Origin of the sequence: Streptomyces sp. DSM 15324 (genome assembly GCF_001514285.1) — a bacterium.
GTDB lineage: Bacteria > Actinomycetota > Actinomycetes > Streptomycetales > Streptomycetaceae > Streptomyces.
Genome location: NZ_KQ949023.1, coordinates 40,843 through 59,203, shown reverse-complemented (window position 1 = coordinate 59,203; position 18,361 = coordinate 40,843). Strand labels below are relative to the sequence as shown.

The 18,361-nt window shown below is 73.6% G+C and carries 11 protein-coding genes; 7 read left to right on the top strand and 4 right to left on the bottom strand.

Annotated elements, in window-relative coordinates:
- Positions 1 to 223 precede the first annotated feature (223 nt).
- Positions 224 to 415 (top strand): hypothetical protein, encoded by a 192-nt coding sequence (locus AQJ58_RS00210; RefSeq protein ID WP_067243640.1) that lies wholly within the window; start codon positions 224 to 226, stop codon positions 413 to 415.
- Positions 416 to 522: 107 nt separating this feature from the next.
- On the opposite strand, the gene AQJ58_RS43205 is transcribed toward AQJ58_RS00210, so the two are convergent.
- The 4 genes from AQJ58_RS43205 to AQJ58_RS00190 form a co-directional block, all read right to left on the bottom strand.
- Positions 523 to 1,392 (bottom strand): hypothetical protein, encoded by an 870-nt coding sequence (locus AQJ58_RS43205; protein WP_067243638.1) that lies wholly within the window; start codon positions 1,390 to 1,392, stop codon positions 523 to 525.
- Between the two features lie 284 nt (positions 1,393 to 1,676).
- Complete coding sequence (prfB, locus tag AQJ58_RS00200; RefSeq protein ID WP_067243636.1) at positions 1,677 to 2,783, bottom strand: peptide chain release factor 2; 1,107 nt, start codon at positions 2,781 to 2,783, stop codon at positions 1,677 to 1,679.
- A 59-nt stretch (positions 2,784 to 2,842) separates the two neighbouring features.
- On the bottom strand, positions 2,843 to 4,090 hold the full coding sequence (locus tag AQJ58_RS00195) for a serine/threonine-protein kinase (protein ID WP_067243634.1): 1,248 nt from the start codon (positions 4,088 to 4,090) through the stop codon (positions 2,843 to 2,845).
- 128 nt (positions 4,091 to 4,218) lie between these two features.
- Positions 4,219 to 5,970, bottom strand: coding sequence for a serine/threonine-protein kinase (locus AQJ58_RS00190; RefSeq protein WP_067243633.1), 1,752 nt, complete (start codon positions 5,968 to 5,970; stop codon positions 4,219 to 4,221).
- 414 nt (positions 5,971 to 6,384) lie between these two features.
- On the opposite strand from AQJ58_RS00190, the gene AQJ58_RS00185 reads away from it, so the two are divergent.
- The 6 genes from AQJ58_RS00185 (at position 6,385) to AQJ58_RS00160 (ending at position 18,360) form a co-directional block, all read left to right on the top strand.
- Positions 6,385 to 9,927 (top strand): FHA domain-containing protein, encoded by a 3,543-nt coding sequence (locus AQJ58_RS00185; RefSeq protein ID WP_067243631.1) that lies wholly within the window; start codon positions 6,385 to 6,387, stop codon positions 9,925 to 9,927.
- 156 nt (positions 9,928 to 10,083) lie between these two features.
- A complete protein-coding gene (locus AQJ58_RS00180) occupies positions 10,084 to 11,466 on the top strand; it encodes an ABC transporter substrate-binding protein (protein WP_067243629.1) in 1,383 nt (460 codons plus the stop codon).
- Positions 11,467 to 11,473: 7 nt separating this feature from the next.
- On the top strand, positions 11,474 to 12,766 hold the full coding sequence (locus tag AQJ58_RS00175) for a carbohydrate ABC transporter permease (protein WP_067243627.1): 1,293 nt from the start codon (positions 11,474 to 11,476) through the stop codon (positions 12,764 to 12,766).
- Positions 12,763 to 13,614: a carbohydrate ABC transporter permease gene (locus AQJ58_RS00170; protein WP_067243625.1), complete on the top strand. Its 852-nt coding sequence runs from the start codon at positions 12,763 to 12,765 to the stop codon at positions 13,612 to 13,614. Before AQJ58_RS00175 ends, AQJ58_RS00170 begins: the two co-directional genes overlap by 4 nt.
- 139 nt (positions 13,615 to 13,753) lie before the next feature.
- Complete coding sequence (locus tag AQJ58_RS00165; protein ID WP_067243623.1) at positions 13,754 to 16,018, top strand: bifunctional glycosyltransferase/CDP-glycerol:glycerophosphate glycerophosphotransferase; 2,265 nt, start codon at positions 13,754 to 13,756, stop codon at positions 16,016 to 16,018.
- 140 nt (positions 16,019 to 16,158) lie between these two features.
- Positions 16,159 to 18,360, top strand: a complete 2,202-nt coding sequence (locus tag AQJ58_RS00160; protein WP_067243621.1) for a CDP-glycerol glycerophosphotransferase family protein — start codon at positions 16,159 to 16,161, stop codon at positions 18,358 to 18,360.
- Position 18,361 lies beyond the last annotated feature (1 nt).

Sequence of the window (18,361 nt, the reverse complement as noted above, 5' to 3'; positions counted from 1 at the left end):
AGATGAGCGTGACCATACGCGAATAGGGCGCGCGGGCGCAGTCGCCGGGAGGGGTTGCGGCAGGCTTGTGCGTTTTTGTACGGGACTTTGTCGGGGAGTTCGTCCGGGCCCCTCTCCGGCAGGGCCGCGCGGCCCTGCCGGGAACCTGGCACAGTGGAGGGGGAACGTTCTCGGTTGCGTGAGCGTTGGGATCCGTGGAACCGGTGCAAGGAGGGCGAGGCGCATGACGTACGACCGGCTGGTGTGCGCTAACTGCGCGGCGCCCGTGAGCGAGGGCCGGTGCCCCGTGTGCCGTGCGAACCGCGAGCGGCTGCAGCAGGAGAACTTCCTCTCGGGGCTGAACCCCATGGCGCTGATCGCGCTGCTGGCGGTACTGGTGGCGGCGGTGGCGCTGCTGGCCCACCAGACCGCGTAGCCGCTGACCACGGCGCCGACCCCATGACGCGGGAAGGGCCCGGAGCCGATCGGCTCCGGGCCCTTCCCGCGTACGTCACCTCACGTCACGCGCGGGTACGGCTACCGTCAGGCAGCGGCACCGCCGCGGCCCGCGACCACGCGCGGCAGGACGCGGAAGGCGACACCGCCCGCGATCATGGTGGCGGCGCCGAGGATCAGGAAGGTGGTCTGGCCGGCACCGGTCTCGGCGAGCTCCCCGCCGCCGCCCTGGGCGGTGGTGTCGGAGGCGCTGTCCGAGGTGTCGGTCAGGGCGGAGGTGCCCTCCTCCTGGGTGGAGGTGCCGTCGGTGTCGGGGCCACCGTCGGTGGAGGGACCACCGGTGGTGGACTCGTCACCGGTGGTGCCGGTCGAACCGGTGGTGCCGGTCGAACCGGTGGTGCCGGTCGAACCGGTCGTACCCGTGGTGCCCGTCGTGCCGGTGGTGCCCGTCGTGCCGGTGGTGCCGGTCGTGCCCGTGGTACCGGTGGTCCCCGTGGTACCGGTCGTACCGGTCGTCCCCGTGGTACCGGTCGTACCGGTCGTACCGGTCGTACCCGTGGTGTCCGTACCCGTGGTGCCGGTCGTGCCGGTCGTACCCGTGGTGTCCGTACCGGTGGTACCGGTGGTACCGGTGGTGCCCGTGGTGTCCGTGCCCGTGGTACCGGTCGTGCCCGTGGTACCGGTCGTGCCGGTGGTGTCCGTACCGGTGGTGCCGGTCGTCCCCGTGGTGTCGGTACCCGTGGTGCCCGTGGTGCCCGTGGTGGTGCAGACCCCGATCGGGTCGCACGGGTCGGGGTCCGTCCGCTGGCCGGCCACGGCCTCGTCGGCCGTGGAAACGAGGTTGCTGTCGCCGCCGCCGGTTGCCGAGGCGACCCCCGCCACGGTCAGGGAGGCGCCCGCGGCGATCACGGCGCCGGCCGCGAGCCGCGCGACCCGGATCCGCGTCTTCTTTGTCATATAGCTGCTACCCCCAGTAGCTGAATCGTCGATGAGGGCGCGCTCGGGGCGGTGATCGACGGGGATAGCTGAACTACTGGCTCAAACCCCCCGGTTCACATGCGCCCCGAAGATACGCATGCCACACTGCACCCTCCCGATTTTTCATATCAACGTCAAGGTCGTTGCGGGCGCAATGTCCAAGTCGGGAGTCTTTGACCGAGGTTGAAGCCGTGAATGTGACGTAAAAGGCAAGACGAAAGGCAACCGCCCCTGATTCAGGGGCGGTTGCCTTGTCGACAAAACTACTTCTCCTGCTGCTTGCGCCAGCGAATTCCCGCTTCCAGGAACCCGTCGAGCTCACCGTTGAAGACGGCCTCGGGGTTGCCGACCTCGAACTCGGTGCGCAGGTCCTTGACCATCTGGTACGGGTGCAGGACGTAGGACCGCATCTGGTTGCCCCAGGAGTTGCCGCCGTCGCCCTTCAGGGCGTCCATCCTGGCCTGCTCCTCCTGCCGGCGCCGCTCGAGGAGCTTGGCCTGGAGGACGTTCATCGCGGTCGCCTTGTTCTGGATCTGCGAGCGCTCGTTCTGGCAGGAGACGACGATGCCGGTGGGCAGGTGGGTGAGGCGCACCGCGGAGTCGGTGGTGTTCACGCCCTGGCCGCCGGGCCCGGAGGACCGGTAGACGTCCACGCGCAGTTCGGACTCGTCGATCTCGACGTGGTCGGTCTGCTCGACCACGGGGAGGACCTCGACACCCGCGAAGGAGGTCTGGCGGCGGCCCTGGTTGTCGTAGGGCGAGATGCGCACCAGCCGGTGGGTGCCCTGCTCCACCGAGAGGGTTCCGTAGGCGTACGGCACCTGCACGGCGAAGGTGGTCGACTTGATGCCGGCCTCTTCCGCGTACGAGGTCTCATAGATCTCGGTCTTGTAGCCGTGCTGCTCCGCCCAGCGCAGGTACATGCGCTGGAGCTTCTCGGCGAAGTCGGCGGCGTCCACGCCACCGGCCTCGGCACGGATGTTCACGAGCGCCTCGCGGGAGTCGTACTCCCCGCTGAGCAGCGTCCGCACCTCCATCTCGTCCAGCGCCTTGCGGACGGCGGTGAGCTCGGACTCTGCCTCGGCACGGGTGTCCGGGTCGTCCTCCTCCTCGGCCATCTCGAAGAGCACGGCGAGATCATCGATCCGCGCGCGGAGGGCTTCGGCCTTCCTGACCTCCGCCTGCAGGTGACTCAGCTTGCTGGTGATCTTCTGCGCCTCGTCCGGGTTGTCCCACAGGGACGGCGCGGCCGCCTGCTCCTCGAGCACGGCGATGTCTGCCCTCAGCTTGTCGAGGTCCAGAACGGCCTCGATCGACTCCATGGTCGAGGAGAGGGACTTGAGCTCTTCGGATACATCGACGACTGCCACGCCTCCAGCGTAACGGACCCGCCATCCGCTCCCCTCCGGCGCCGGTCGCGGCCCTGCGGCTACGGCGCCGACGGGGCCGTGGTGCCGGCGTCCCGCGGGGAGGCGCCCGCGTCGTCGCCCGAGGTCGCCGCCCAGGTGCCGACGCCCACCGCCGCGACCAGCGCGACCGCCGCCGCGCCCAGGGTGATCCGGCGGCGCCGGGTGACCGCCCGGTTGCGCGCCGAGCCGGGGCGGGGTGCCCCCGCGGCCCTCGGCACCCGTGCCGTCCCGTGCGCCCCGCCCGCCAGTTCGTCGGGCGCGGGCACCCGCATCGAGGTGTGGGTGTCCCGGTTGGAGTCCGGCTTGGCGCCCGGCACCAGCGGCACCGAGCCCCGCCGCACCCGGCCGGAGGGCGCCGCCGGGGCGGGCGCGGCCGGGTCCGCGGGCTCGCCGCCCTCGGCCGCCGGCTCGGTGTCCGGCTCGTCCACGTCGAGCGGCGGCATCCCGGCCAGGGTGGGCAGCTGCTCCCGCAGCCGCGCCGCCAGCTCGGACGCCCGCAGCCGTGAGGCCGGCCCCTTCGCCAGGCACTGCACGATCAGCTGCCACAGCTCGTCGGGGATGCCGGGGAGCGGCGCGACCGACTCCGTGACATGGCGCCGCAGCACGGCCCCCGGATGTCCTCCGCCGAACGGGGTGAACCCGGCGAGGAGCTCGTAGAGCACGGTCGCCAGGGCGTAGATGTCCACGGACGCCCGGGGCGGCAGGCCCTCGACGATCTCCGGGGCGAGGTAGTCGGGCGTGCCGATGATCTTCGTGGCGCGGGTCCGCTTCGGGGTGTCGATGAGTTTCGCGACGCCGAAGTCGGTCAGCAGCGCTCGGTGCGAGCCGCCCGGGCCCAGCGGGCCCTGCATGTCGAGCAGGATGTTCTCGGGCTTGACGTCCCGGTGCACGACCCCGGCGGCGTGCGCCGCGGCCAGTCCCTCCGCGACGTCGGCGACGATCGCCACCGCGGCCTCGGGCGCGAGCCTGCGGTCCCGGTCGAGCCGGGTGCGCAGGTCGGTCCCCCGGACCAGGTCCATGACGAGCGCCAGGTCGTTGCCGTCGACCACCAGGTCCCGTACGGAGACCACGTTCGGGTGTTCGAGCCCGAGCAGGGCCGTGCGTTCCTGTACGAAGCGGCCCACGAGTTCCTCGTCGGAGGCGAGGTCCTCGCGCAGCAGCTTGATGGCGACGGGCCCCTCGGGCCCCTCGCCCAGCCACACCGTGCCGGCGCTGCCCCGACCCAGGATCTGGTGGGCGGTGTACCGGCTGCCGATCTTCCGTGCCAAGACTGCTCCTACCGACGCGTGTTGCCGAACAAAGTACGCGTCCTACGAGCCAACCTTCACCGCGGAGACGGAAATCACCCGCCAGATGTCGACAAGTCCACAGACTCGCGGCCGGGAGCCGCCCGTTCTCAGGGCCCCTTGCCTCCGGAGTCGCCGCCGACGTCGGCGAGGTCCCCGACGAAGCTCGTGAACTGGTGGAACAGATGGGTCAGCTCACCCCACCAGGTGCGGCCCGTGCCGATCCACTCCTGGAGCGGGCTGAACTCCCAGATGAGCCAGCCCGCCACGAAGAAGATGACGATCGTGAACAGGCAGCCCTTGAGGCAGCCGAGCCCGGGGATCTTCATCGGGTTGGCGCTGCGCTGCCTCGGCTCGCGGGGCCGGCGCGGCTCGGGGGCGGGCCGCTGGGCCTGCCGCTGCGGCTGGGGCTGCGGAGCCGGTGCCGGTGCCGGGGCGTACCGCTGCGGCTGCTGCGGCGGCTGCTGCGGCGGCGCGTACTGCTGCTGGGGCTGCTGCTGATAGCCGTAGCCGCCGCCCTGCTGGGGCGGGTAGCCACCCTGCTGGGGCGGGTAGCCGCCCTGCTGGGGCCGCTGCGGCGGCTGTGGCTGCGGCTGCCGGGAGACCTGCCGCTGGGGGCGGCGGCGCAGCGGGTCCTCGCCGGGGTCGAGGTACTGCTGGACCTGCGTCTGTTCGTTGCGGTCGCGGGCCGCCCGCAACTGGGTCTGCCAGGGGTGCGGCTGCTCGGGCTGCTGCTGTCCCGTCTGGTGCCCGGGCACCGGCGGCAGGACGGCCGTCGGGTCGGCGCCGCCGCCCGGGCCGCCCGTGTGCGGCAGGACGGCGGTGGGGTCGGCGGAGCCGGCGGGTCCCGCGGCGGCACCGGCGTGCGGGAGCACGCTGGTCGCGGCGTTCGGGTCGTACGCCCCCTGGGACAGCCCCGCTCCGGCGTCCGCGCCCGGCACCTGCGCGGGAGCCGGGTCCGGGGCGAGGAGGTGGACGACTCCCTCGGCGGCGGCGATCTGCATCGAGTTGGCGTGCACCCCGATGCCCTCGGCGACGATCCGCAGCCCGCGCGCCAGGTTCTGGGCGCTCGGCCGGGTCTCGGGGGTCTTGCTCAGGCAGCGCTCTATGACCGTCCACAGCGGGTCCGGGACGGTGGAGGGGCGGCGCGGTTCGGCGCTGAGGTGCTGGTGGAGCACTTCCAGCGCGGAGCCGCCGGCGAACGGCGGACGGCCGGTGACCAGTTCGTACAGCAGGATGCCGGCGCCGTAGATGTCGACCGCCGAGGTCTGCGGACGGCCCTCCGCCGACTCGGGCGCCACGTACGCGGGCGTGCCGACGAACTCGCTGGTGCGGGTCAGGCCCGGGGAGTCGGCGAGGCGGGCGATGCCGAAGTCGGTGAGCATCGGGTGCATCTGCCCGCCCTCCTGCTTCAGCAGGACGTTGGCCGGCTTCAGGTCGCGGTGGACCACGCCGTCGGTGTGGCTCGCGGCGAGCGCGTCGGCGACCTGGGCGGTCAGCAGCGCGGCGGCGACCGGCGTCAGCGGTCCGTTCTCGCGCAGATAGCGGTGCAGGTCGGGGCCGTCGACGAGGTCCATGACCAGCGCCAGGAGATCGCCCTCGACGACCAGGTCGCGGACCCGGACGATGTTCGGGTGGGTCAGGCGCAGCAGCACCGACCGTTCGCGAAGGAAGCGCATCACGACGTCGGGGTCGCTCGCGAGCTCCTCCTTGAGGACCTTGATCGCGACGGTCTCCCCGGGCTGACCGGGCACGGCCGCCTCGGCGCCCGCGGTCTCGCGCTGGCGGGCTCGCCAGACGGTGCCCGTGGCGCCGCGTCCGAGCGGCTCCTCGAGCAGGTACTTGCTGCCGACTGGCCGCACGTCACGCGCTCCCTGCTGCTTGCTTGCCTGTACTGCCGGTGGTGTGTCCGACCCACTGTAGTGCCGGGGTCCCCGGACCGGGCCGTCCTCTTCCTGTGGGCCTTGCGGACGGTTTCCCGTGGGCCTTGCGTACGGTTACGTGCTTTCTTCCCTGCCCGTTCGAAGGGAAGACGCGCGCCCCGGTCCCCCGGTTGCCGCACCCCGGCGTGACCGATCTCAACTGATCGTCGTCCGGTCGCCGGCGATCGAATGGTCAGGCACTTTTGCGGGCAGAGCCGACCAATCAAGATCACTTGCACGCGGGCGGTGGGCGGATTGTCGGTGACAGGTGCGAGGATGCCTGCAGTACTGGCCGATGTGCTCGTGCGGGGTGGGGGGTTGTCCGCGCCCGGGCAGAAGGGACCGCTGACGGCGATGCAGATCCGGCTGACCGTCGTAGACCCGCTGGGCGCGTCCACGGAGGGGCGGGGCCGCGCCGCGAGCTGCGACGTACTGGTCACGGCGCCCGCCGGCACGGCGCTGGCCGAGGTCGCGTCCGCCCTGTCCGCCGCGGTCTCCGGGGAGAGCGCGAGCGGCGCGCCCGCCGTCCTGTACGCGGGCGCGGAGCGGCTCGACGGCCGGCGCTGCACCCTGGGCGAGCCTCCCCTCATCGACGGCGCGGTCCTCGCGGTGGGCGCCCCGGCCGACCCCGAGCCGCATCCCGAGGTCGACGACGCCCCGGCCCGGCTGCACGTGGTCGCGGGCCCGGACGCCGGCGGGGTGCACCTGCTGCACGGCGGTCAGGTCCGGGTGGGCCGTTCCGCGGAGGCCGACGTCCCGCTGGACGACCCGGACGTCTCCCGGCTGCACTGCGCGGTGACCCTGACCCCCGACGGGCGCGCCACGGTCACCGACCTCGGCTCCACCAACGGCACCACCCTGGACGGCGGCCGGGTCCAGTCCCGTCCCGTCCGGCTGGCCCCCGGCGCGCTGCTGCGGGTCGGCGAGTCGGCCCTGCGGCTCGCTCCGCCCGGCGGCCCGGGAGCCCCCGTGGCCACCACCCCGGACGGCGAGGGGCACGTCCGCGTGCCGTGCGGCGCCGGTACGGCACAGGGCGCCCCGCCCTCGGCCACGGCGGCAGAGGGGCACGCGCGCGAGACGCCCGGGACGCGACCGGGCGGCCTGGCGGGCGGCCCCGCGGGCACCCCCGGATCCGCCCCCGTGTCCGCCCCCGCGCGCGTGCCGGGCGCGCGGACCGAGGGCCCGCACCCGTCGGCCGCCCCCGCACCGCCGCACGGCCCGACCGGCCACGCCTACGGCACGGTCGACTGGACGGGTGCCGCCGCGCGCCGGCCCGAGCGCCCCCACCCCTCGGGCGGGGCCCCCTCGGTGCCGGGCCAGGGCGGTGCCCCGCACATCGAGAGCCACCCGGCCCCCGGCGGGGCGCGCCGCGGGCCGTCCGCCGGGGCGCCTGACGCCCCCCACACCGACCCGCACACCGGCACGCACGCCGGCCACGCGGGCGTGGGCTCCTTCGCCCGGCCGCACCGCGGCGAACCCCACCACGGCGAACCCCACGGCACCGAGCCGCAGCACGGCCCGCACGACCCCCGCGACCCGCACGACCCCCGCGACCCGCACGACCCCCGCGGCCCGCACGGCACCGCCCCCGACGACGACACCCCCGCCGCGTCCCGCCGCAAGGGCACGCCCCTGCGCGGCACCGACGTCCCGCCCGGCCTGCGCAAACGCGGTGGTCTCTCCGCCTGGGCCCGGAAGCTGGCCGGTGGCCGCGGCGGCGCCCAGGACGCCCCCGACACCGACGCCCACGACGACACCCCGGGCGCCGCGCCCCCCTCCTCGGCCGTCGCCGCGCCCGCGCCGGAGACCTGGCCGGACCCGGCGGCGCTGCTGCTGACGGCCCTGGCCCCGGGCCCCCGGCTGTGGGAGCGCGCCCCCGGTCACCCGGAGGCGCTGACGGTCCGGCTCGGCACGGCGGACCGGCCGGCGCCGGACGGCTCGGGCCTGCTGCCCGCCGTCCCGGTGACGGCGGATCTGCGCGAGGCGGGTGCGCTGGGCCTGGCCGGGCCCCGCCCGCGGCTCGCGGGGCTGGCCCGCGCGGTGCTGGCGCAGCTGGCCGCGCTGCACTCGCCGGACGTCCTGGAGATCGTCCTGATCAGCACGGACCGGGCGCGCAGCGAGCAGGAGCGCACCGCGGAGTGGGCCTGGCTCGGCTGGCTGCCCCATCTGCGGCCCGGCCACGGCCAGGACTGCCGTCTGCTGCTCGCCTACGACCACGAGCAGGCGGCGGCCCGCACCGACGAACTGCTGCGGCGGCTGGCGGACCGGCAGCCGGACGGCGGCGCCCCCGCACCGGCCACGGCGCACCGCCCGTCCTGGGCGCGGGCCGAGCACGGGGCGGCATTCCCCGGCCCGTTCACGGTGCTCGTCGTGGACGGCGACCCGGGCGGCGCCGACCTGCGCGAGGCGGTGACGCGGCTGGCGGTGGCGGGCCCCCGGGCCGGCATCCATGTGCTGTGTCTGGCCGAGACGTCCGCCGTGTCGCCGGCCGCCCCGGTGACACAGGCCTACGAGACGGCCTGCGCGGCGGCACCGGCGTTCCGCGCGTGCGGGGCGGTGGCGCTGCTGAGCGGTGACGTGGCGACGGCGCTGCGGCTGTTCCGGGTGGCGCTCGACGGTGACGGCCGGTCGGGCCCGGTGGGCCGGGGCACGCTGGCCGCCGTGGACGCGGTCTCCCCCGCCTGGGCGGAGCGGTTCGCGCGCGCCCTGGCCCCGCTGCGCCCGGACGGCGGCGGCGAGCGGCACACCCGTGTGTCGGCCCCCCTGCCCCCGTCCGCGCGGCTCCTCGACGAACTGGGCCTGGCCCGGGCCACCCCGGCCTCCCTGATGGCCCGCTGGGCGGACGCGGCCGACGACACCGAGGCGCTCGGCGGCCGGGCCTGGGCCGTGCTGGGCGCGGGCCCGCGCGGTCCGGTCGCGGTGGACCTCGCCGCCGAGGGCCCGCATCTGCTGATCGAGGGACCGTCCGGCAGCGGCCGTACGGAACTGCTGCGGGCGGTCGTGGCCTCGCTGGCCGCCGCCGAGCGCCCGGACCGGCTGAGCGTGCTGCTGCTGGACGGCGGCGACACCGTCGGCAAGGGCACCGCCGGCCAGGGCGACGGTCTGCGCGTCTGCACGGACGTACCGCATGTCACCGGTCATCTGACCGCCAACGACCCGGTCAGGATGCGGGAGTTCGCGCAGTCGCTGAGCGCCGAGCTGAAGCGGCGGGCCGAGCTGCTCGGGCTCTCCGACTTCGCGGAGTGGCACACGCACCGCGAGGTGTCCGGCCGGATCGTCGCGCAGCGCACCCCGGCCCCGGCGCCCTCGTCCTCCGGTGCGGCCGACCTCGACGCCCCGCCCAGCGCCACGATCCGGCTGCGCCCCTCGGCGGCCGCCCGCCGCCAGGAGGAGACACCCGCCCCGCTGCCCCGTCTGGTGGTCGTGGTCGACGACCTCGACGCGCTGGTCTCACCCGCCCTGGGCTCCCCCGGGCGCCCCGCCGCCGGCTCGGTGATGCGCGCGCTGGAGGCGGTGGCCCGCGAGGGCGACCGCCTCGGCGTGCACCTGGTGGCCGCGACGGCTCCGGACGCCCGCACGGCCGAGTCGGAACCGGCCCGCCGTTCCACCGTTCGGGTCAGCCTGGAGCCGCCGGGTTCGGGCGTCGACGAGCCGGCCCCCGGCCGGGGCCGCCTGCGGGGCGCGGACGGCCGTCTCACGCCCTTCCAGGGCGGCCGCGTCACGGGCCGCATCCCCCGCACGGCGACCCTGCGCCCGACGGTGGTCCCCCTGGAGTGGCAGCGCATGGGCGACCCGCCGGCCCGCCGCCCGGTCCGCGAGCTGGGCAACGGTCCGACGGACCTGGCGCTCCTGGCGAGCGCGCTGGAGCGGGCCTCGCGCAGCCCCTCGGGGGTCTGAAAGGCCCCTGCGAGAACGTGCGCCGTGCAGTCACGACGCGGTCACGATCCCCCGGTGGACAGGGTGGGCGCTCTTGCCGACCTCCGTCACGCGGCGTAGACCAGTGGTCACGGGACAGCGCTCGACGTTCGACGAGAGCCGAAGAACGGGGTCGTGATGCGCAGGACGAGCCGCACCATCCGGACACGCAGGACCGTGAAGACGGCCGCCGCACTGGCGGCGGGAGCCCTCGCGCTCTCGCTCACCGCGTGCGGCGGGGACGACGACAAGAGCACCGGCAGCGGAAGCGGAACCGGCACCGAGGACACCGGCGGCGACCTGAGCCTGCCGAAACTGGACGGGACCACGCTCGAGGTGGCCGCCGTGTGGACCGGCGCGGAGCAGGCGAACTTCAAGAAGGTCCTGGCGGAGTTCGAGAAGCGCACCGGCGCGAAGGTGACCTTCGTGCCCGCGCAGGACCCGATCATCAACTTCCTCGGGTCGAAGATCGCGGGCGGTTCGCCGCCGGACGTGGCGATGCTCCCCCAGCCCGGTGCGATCAAGCAGGCGGTCGACCAGGGCTGGGCGAAGCCGCTGGGCGCCGACGCCCTGAAGGAGCTGCGGAAGAACTACGCGCAAGGCTGGCAGGACATCGGCAAGGTCGACGGCAAGCAGTACGGCGTCTACTACAAGGCCGCCAACAAGTCGCTGATCTGGTACAACGCGCCGGTCTTCGAGAACGCGGGCGCGAGTGAGCCGAAGACGTGGGACGAGCTGCTGAGCACCGCGCAGACCGTGTACGACTCCGGTGTCACGCCGTTCTCGATCGGCGGCGCCGACGGCTGGACGCTCACCGACTGGTTCGAGAACGTCTATCTGTCCCAGGCGGGCCCCGAGAAGTACGACCAGCTCGCCCAGCACAAGATCAAGTGGACGGATCCGTCGGTGACGAAGGCGCTGACCACGCTGGCGCAGATCTGGGGCAAGAAGGACTGGATCGCGGGCGGTGCGAGCGGCGCGCTCCAGACGGAGTTCCCGGCCTCGGTGACGCAGACGTTCACCGGCGGCGACCAGCCGAAGGCGGCGATGGTCTACGAGGGCGACTTCGTGCAGGTCAACATCGCGGACACCAAGGCCAAGGTGGGCACAGACGCCAAGGTGTTCCCCTTCCCGAAGGCCGGTGACACCCCGCCGGTGGTGTCCGGCGGTGACGCGGCGGTCGTCTTCAAGGACTCCAAGGGCGCGCAGGCGCTGGCGACCTTCCTGGCCTCACCGGACGCGGCGACGATCCAGGCGAAGCTGGGCGGCTACCTCTCGCCGAACAAGAACGTCGCGATCTCCTCGTACCCGAACGAGGTCCAGCAGAAGATCGCCAAGGCGCTGATCGCGTCCGGCGACGACTTCCGCTTCGACATGTCCGACCAGGCCCCGCAGGCCTTCGGCGGCACGCCCGGCAAGGGCGAGTGGAAGGATCTCCAGGACTTCCTGAAGAACCCGACGGACGTGGCCGGCACCCAGCGGAAACTGGAGTCGGACGCGGCGGCGGCGTACGGGAACTGACCCGGCGATGCGGCAGTCCGTAACCGGCACGCGCAAAGCCGTGGCGGCCCTGTTCCTGCTGCCCTGCCTCGTGCTGCTGGGCGCGCTCGTGGTGTACCCCATCGGGTACTCGGTCGTGCGCAGTTTCTACGACCCGTCGGGGGACGGTTTCGTCGGCGTCGACAACTACAAGGCCCTCTTCACCGACGACGGCATCCGCACGGCCCTGAAGAACAACGTGATCTGGGTGGTGTTCGCGCCGACGGTGGCGACCGCCCTCGGTCTGGTCTTCGCGGTGCTGACCGAGCGGGTGCGCTGGGGCACGGCGTTCAAGCTGGTCGTCTTCATGCCGATGGCGATCTCCATGCTCGCCGCCGGGATCATCTTCCGGCTGGTGTACGACCAGGACCCGGACAAGGGGGTCGCGAACGCGGTGTGGGTCGGGGTGCACGACACGTTCGTCCAGGCGTCCGCGTTCCCGAAGGCCCACCCCGGCCGTGACTCGCCCCTGACGGCCGAGGGCGGCGGTTACGTCACCAGGGCGACCGTGCACACCGGCGAGACGGTCTCCCTCCCGCTGGTGGGTGTCGCGCCCGACCGGATGCCCGGCGACGCGAAGAGGGCCGTGGCGGCCGGGGCCGACCCCGCCGCGATCACCGGCACCACCTGGCAGGACTTCACCCGGGGCAAGGGCGTCGGCACCCTGGGCGCCCCCGACCCCACCGAGCTGGGCTACGCCGGGATGAGGATCGAGGCCGTGAAGGACGGCAAGGTGGTCGCGTCCGCCACGGCCGCCGACGACGGCACCTTCACCCTGCCCGCCGCGGCCGACGGGGCCCGGCTGCGGCTGCCCGCGAGCAACTTCGCGGAGCCGTACAACGGCCTGGACTGGCTGGGCCCCTCGCTGGTCACGCCGGCGATCATCGGGTCGTACATCTGGATGTGGGCCGGTTTCGCGATGGTGCTGATCGCGGCCGGGCTCGCCGGGGTGCCGCGGGAACTGCTGGAGGCGGCACGGGTCGACGGGGCGAACGAGTGGCAGGTGTTCCGCAGGGTCACCGTCCCGCTGCTCGCGCCGGTCCTCGCGGTCGTCACCGTGACCCTGATGATCAATGTGCTGAAGGTGTTCGACCTGGTGTTCATCATCGCGCCGGGCTCCTCGCAGGACGACGCGAACGTGCTGGCGCTGGAGCTGTACCGCAAGGGCTTCTCGGAGAACCAGCCCGGCATCGCCAGCGCGATCGCCGTGTTCCTGCTGCTGCTGGTGATCCCGGTGATGTGGTTCAACGTCCGCAGGCTCAGGCGGGAGGTGCGGCGATGACGACCATGGGCAGATGGCTGGTCGGGAAGGTCAACAGCGGTCTGGTCCGGGGCTTCCTCCTCGTCGTCGGCCTGTTCTGGCTGGTGCCGACGATCGGTCTGCTGATCTCCTCGCTGCGCTCCCCGGAGGACCTGAGCGCCGGCGGCTGGTGGACGGTGTTCTCCGAGCCCTCCCAGCTCACCTTCGCCAGCTACCGCAAGCTCCTGGAGAACGGCGACATCACCGACTCGCTCGTCAACACCGTCCTGATCACGGTCCCGGCGACCCTGCTGGTGGTCTTCATCGGCTCGCTCGCCGGATACGCCTTCGCCTGGATGGAGTTCCCGGGCCGCGACTGGTGGTTCCTGGCCGTCGTGGGGCTGCTGGTGGTGCCGGTGCAGGTGGCGCTGATCCCGATCGCCGAACTCTTCGGCAAGCTCGGCCTGTTCGGGTCGGTCTTCGGGGTGATCCTGTTCCATGTCGGCTTCGGTCTGCCGTTCGCGGTGTTCCTGCTGCGGAACTTCTTCGCGGAGATCCCCCGCGAACTGCTGGAGGCGGCCCGGCTGGACGGGGCGGGCGAACTGCGCCTGTTCTTCCGGGTGGTGATGCCGCTGGGCGCTCCGGCGATCGCGAGCCTGGCCATCTTCCAGTTCCTGTGGGTGTGGAACGACATGCTGGTGGCGCTGGTGTTCACCGACGCCGGCAGCCAGCCCATCACGGTCGCCCTCCAGACCCAGGTACGGCAGTTCGGCAACAACATCGACGTGCTGGCGCCCGGCGCCTTCATCTCGATGGTGATCCCGCTGGCCGTGTTCTTCGCGTTCCAGCGGCAGTTCGTGTCCGGGGTGATGGCGGGCGCCGTCAAATAACCGCCACGGGGGCGGGACGTCACGGTCCCGCCCTTCCCCGTTCACCCGCGATCCCCCGAATGCCGTACGAACCGTAACCGATTCACTCCATCGGCCGTTCCCGGGCAAGGCCCTGCCCGCGCCGACCCATGGATGTCCCTTGCCCAGGTTCAGTGTCATCGTCCCCGCGTACAAGGTTCAGGCGTATCTGCACGAGTGCCTGGAATCGGTGCTGTCCCAGTCGTGGACCGATCTCGAACTGATCGCCGTCGACGACTGCTCGCCGGACGCCTGCGGAGAGATCATCGACGAGTTCGCGGCGCGCGACCCACGGGTGCGCGCGGTGCACCTGCCCGAGAACGCGGGCCTGGGCCGGGCCCGCAACGCCGGGATGCGGGTGGCGGTCGGCGACTACCTGCTGTTCCTGGACTCCGACGACACCCTCACCCCGGACGCGCTGCGCGCCATCGCCGACCGGCTGAAGGAGACCGGCGAGCCGGACGTCCTGGTCTACGACTACGCGCGCACCTACTGGACGGGCGAGGCCGAGCGCAACAAGGTCGCCTCCGTGCTCGGCGAACAGGGCCCCGCCCCGTTCCGGCTGGAGGACCGCCCGGAGTTGCTCCGCCTGCTCATGGTGGCCTGGAACAAGGCCTGCAGACGGGAGTTCGTCGACCGCACGGGCCTGGCCTTCCCGCCGGGCTACTACGAGGACACGCCGTGGACGTACCCGGTGCTGATGGCGGCGGAGTCGATCGCCACCCTCGACCGGGTCTGTGTGCACTACCGCCAGCGCCGCCGCGGCAACATCCTGTCCACCACCAGCCGCAAGCACTTCGACGTCTTCGAGCAGTACGACCGGGTGTTCGCGTTCGTCGAGGAGCGCCCCGAACTGGCGCGCTGGCGGCCGGTGCTGTTCCGCCGCATGGTCGACCACTTCACGACGATCTTCGCCAAGCGGGACCGGCTGCCGCGCGCCGCCCGCGCCGAGTTCCTGCGCCGCGCCCGCACGCACTACCGCCGCTACCTCACCCCCGGCACCACGGTCCCGCCCCGTTCCCGGCTGCGCCACGCCCTCGTCCACCTCGGCCTGCACCGCACCTACCGGGCCCTCCAGGCCGCCATGACCCTGCGCCGCCGCACCCTGAAGCTCGCCGTGAAGCTGGCCCGCGCCCTGCGGGCCGGCCTCCTCCAGACGCACTACCGCGTCCAGCTGCGGCTGCCCCTGCGCGCCGACCGCGCGGTGTTCGGGGCGTACTGGGGGCGCGGGCACGGCTGCAACCCGGGGGCGCTGGAGGCCGCGTTCCGCACCTACGCGCCCGAGGTGCGCACCGCGTGGATCGCCCGCCCCGAGCACCGGCAGGCGGTCCCGCCGGGCCCGCGCCCCCTCACCCCCGGCACCGCCGCCTACTGGACGGCGCTGGCCCGCTCCAAGTACCTCGTCAACAACGTCAACTTCGACCGCCGGCTGGTCAAACGGCCCGGTCAGGTCTTCGTGCAGACCCAGCACGGCACCCCCCTCAAGCACATGGGCCTCGACCTCCAGGAACGCCCGGCCGCCGCCCGGGACATGGACTTCGAGGCGCTGCTGCGCGGCGTCGACACCTGGGACTACGTGCTGTCCGCCAACCGCCACACCACCCTGACCTGGGAGCGCGTCTACCCCGGCCGCTACCGGACCCTGGAGTACGGCTATCCGCGCAACGACGTCTTCCAGCGGGCCACCGCGGCGGACGTGGCCCGGCTGCGGGACTCCCTCGGCATCCCCCGCGACACGGTCGCGATCCTGTACGCCCCCACCCACCGCGACCACCGGCGCACCCAGTACCCCGCCCTGGACCTGGAGCGCGTCCTGCGCCGTCTGGGCCCGCGCTTCGTCGTGCTGGCCCGCCCGCACCACTGGCAGGGCTCCCTCGTCGCCCGGCGCACGCCCGGGGTCATCGAGGTCGGCGACCATCCCAGTGTCGAGTCGCTCTGCCTCGCCTCGGACGCCCTGGTCACGGACTACTCGTCGATCATGTTCGACTACGCCAACCTGGACCGCCCGATCGTCGTCCACGCCCCCGACGAGGACTGGGCGGCGTACCGGGCGGCCCGCGGCGTCTACTTCGATCTGCGGGCCGTCCCGCCGGGCGCGGTGGCCCGCAGCGAGGACGAACTGATCGACATCTTCAGCACCGGCCACTGGCGCGGCTCCCGCTCGGCCCAGCTGCGGGCCGTGTTCCGCGAGCGGTTCTGCCCGTACGACGACGGGCGCGCCGCCGAGCGGGTCGTCCGGCGGATCGTGCTGGGCGAGACCCAGCTGCCGCCCGTGGTGCCGCTCGCCGAGCGCCGGCCCGTGCCGTCGGCGGCGGACTCGGGCCACCCCCCGCTCACGGCCGTACCGCAGCCTTCCGGCGCACAGCCCGTCACCGACGGCCACTGAACACCGTTGGCCCGACGAACACACCGGCGCAGCACACCCGACAGAGCCATCGCAGAGCGCCGCAGAACCCCGCAGAACCCCAGCAGAACCCCAGCAGAACCCCGCATGGCCCCGCAGAGCCCCCACAGAGAAAGAGCAGCATGCCCCGCTTCAGCATCATCGTCCCGTCCCATGGGGTCGCGGGGCGGCTGTCCCTGGCGCTGGACTCCGTCCTCGCCCAGTCCTTCGGCGACTTCGAGCTGATCCCGGTCTGCGACGCGCCGGACGCCCCGGCCGCCGCCGTAGCCGCCGGGTACGCCGAGCGGGACCCCCGGGTGACGCCGGTGCACTCGCCGCCGTCGCAGGGCCTGGCAGGCGCGCGCAACACCGGGGCGCGGGCGGCGCACGGGACGTATCTGCTGTTCCTCGACGGCGACGACACCCTCGCCCCGGGCGCGCTGACGGCGCTGGACACCCGCCTCGCCGCCATCGGTGACGTGGACGTCCTGTACGTCGAGCACGAGCGCGTCCCCTGGTGGGAGGGCGAGCCCGCCAACCCGGCGGCGCCACTGCTGGCGAAGGCCCCGCGGGGCGCCTTCGGCCCGGCCGAGGCGCCCCGGGTCACCGGGGTGCTGCTGCCCGCCTGGAGCGCCGCCTACCGCCGTGCCTTCCTGGAGGAGCGGCACATCACCTTCCCCGAGGGGCACTTCACCGACCTCGGCTTCGGCGGCCTGGTCACCCTGCACGCCGAGCGGATCGCGGTGCTGCGCTCGGTCGTCGTACGGCACCTGCTGCGCCGGCAGGGCAACCGGCTCAACCGGCCGGGCGCGCACCACACCGACCTGCTGGACCGGATCGAGCCGGTGCTGACGGCGGCGGCCGGACTCGGGCTGTCCGCCGAGCGGTCGGGGCCGCTGTTCGAGCAGCTCTTCGCGCTCGTCCTGAAGACGGCCGCGCACCCGCGCCGGCTGCCGGGCCGCCGTCGCCGGGCGTTCTTCCGCCGCGCGGCCCGGCTCCACCGCCGCCACCGCCCGGCCGGCTGGCGCGGACCGGGCGGGAGCCTCGGGGTGCAGCACCGGCTGCTCGCGGCGGGGGCGTACACGGCGTTCCGTGCGCTGCGCGGCGCCAACCAGCGGCTGTCGGCCGCCGCCCGGCTCCTCGCGCGCCCCCGGGGGCTGCGCACCCGCCTGTTCTACCGGCGTCAGCTGCGCCGCCCCGTCGACCCGAACCTGGCGGTGTACTGCGCCTACTGGGGCCGCGGTTACGCGTGCAGCCCGGCCGCGATCCACGCGAAGGCCGCCGAACTCGCCCCGCACATCCGCTCGGTGTTCCTCGTCGAGCCCGGCCGGGCGCACACCCTGCCGGAGGGCGTCGACCACGCCGTGATCGGCAGCCGCCGCTACTGGCAGGTCCTGGCCCGCGCCAAGTACCTGGTCAACAACGCCAACTTCGCCGAGGGCGTGGTCAAGCGGGAGGGCAGTGTGCACGTGCAGACCCAGCACGGCACCCCGCTGAAGAAGATGGGCGTCGACCAGTCGACGTACCCGGTGGTGGCGGCCGCGAGCGGCTCGTTCACCAAGCTGCTCGGGCGGGTGGACCGCTGGGACTTCAACCTCTCCTCCAACACGCACTCCACCCAGATGTGGGAGCGCGCCTTCCCGGGCCGCTACGAGCACCTGGAGTACGGCTATCCGCGCAACGACGTCCTGTACACGGCGACCGCCGAGGACGTGGCCCGGATCCGGCGCGAGCTGGGGGTGCCCGAGGGGCGGACGGCCGTGCTGTACGCGCCGACCCACCGCGACTGGCGGACCGGCTTCGAGGGCGGCCTGGACCTGGAGGCCTTCTGCGAGGCGGCCGGCGAGGACATCGTCGTCCTGCTGCGCGCCCACTACTTCTACGACCGGGGCGGGGCCCGCGGGACGGGCCGGGTCCTCGACGTCACCGGGCACCCCTCCTCCGAGGACGTGTGCCTGGCCGCCGACGCCCTGATCACGGACTACTCGTCGATCATGTTCGACTACGCCAACCTGGACCGGCCGATCGTCGTGTACGCCGACGACTGGGAGGTCTACACCGAGACGCGCGGCGTGTACTTCGACCTGATGGCGGCGCCGCCGGGACCGGTGGCCCGTACGCCGCAGGAGCTGGCGCGGGTGTTCCGCGACGGCGCGTACGCCTCGCCCGGGGCCGCGGAGCTCAGGGCCGCGTTCCGGGCCCGTTTCTGCCAGTTCGACGACGGCCGGGCCGCCGAGCGCGTGGTGCGCAGAGTGCTGCTCGGTGAGCCCCCGGAGGCGATCAAGCCCGTGCTGCCGCTCGCCGACCGCGTCCCGGCCCCCGCCGCCACCCCCGTGAGGAGCTGAC

Bases quoted from the DNA above. Each gene is read 5' to 3' on its own strand.
- AQJ58_RS00210 (WP_067243640.1), top strand. From the start codon at position 224: ATGACGTACGACCGGCTGGTGTGCGCTAACTGCGCGGCGCCCGTGAGC.
- AQJ58_RS43205 (WP_067243638.1), bottom strand. From the start codon at position 1,392: ATGACAAAGAAGACGCGGATCCGGGTCGCGCGGCTCGCGGCCGGCGCC.
- AQJ58_RS00185 (WP_067243631.1), top strand. From the start codon at position 6,385: ATGCAGATCCGGCTGACCGTCGTAGACCCGCTGGGCGCGTCCACGGAG.
- AQJ58_RS00180 (WP_067243629.1), top strand. From the start codon at position 10,084: ATGCGCAGGACGAGCCGCACCATCCGGACACGCAGGACCGTGAAGACG.
- AQJ58_RS00175 (WP_067243627.1), top strand. From the start codon at position 11,474: ATGCGGCAGTCCGTAACCGGCACGCGCAAAGCCGTGGCGGCCCTGTTC.
- AQJ58_RS00170 (WP_067243625.1), top strand. From the start codon at position 12,763: ATGACGACCATGGGCAGATGGCTGGTCGGGAAGGTCAACAGCGGTCTG.
- AQJ58_RS00160 (WP_067243621.1), top strand. From the start codon at position 16,159: ATGCCCCGCTTCAGCATCATCGTCCCGTCCCATGGGGTCGCGGGGCGG.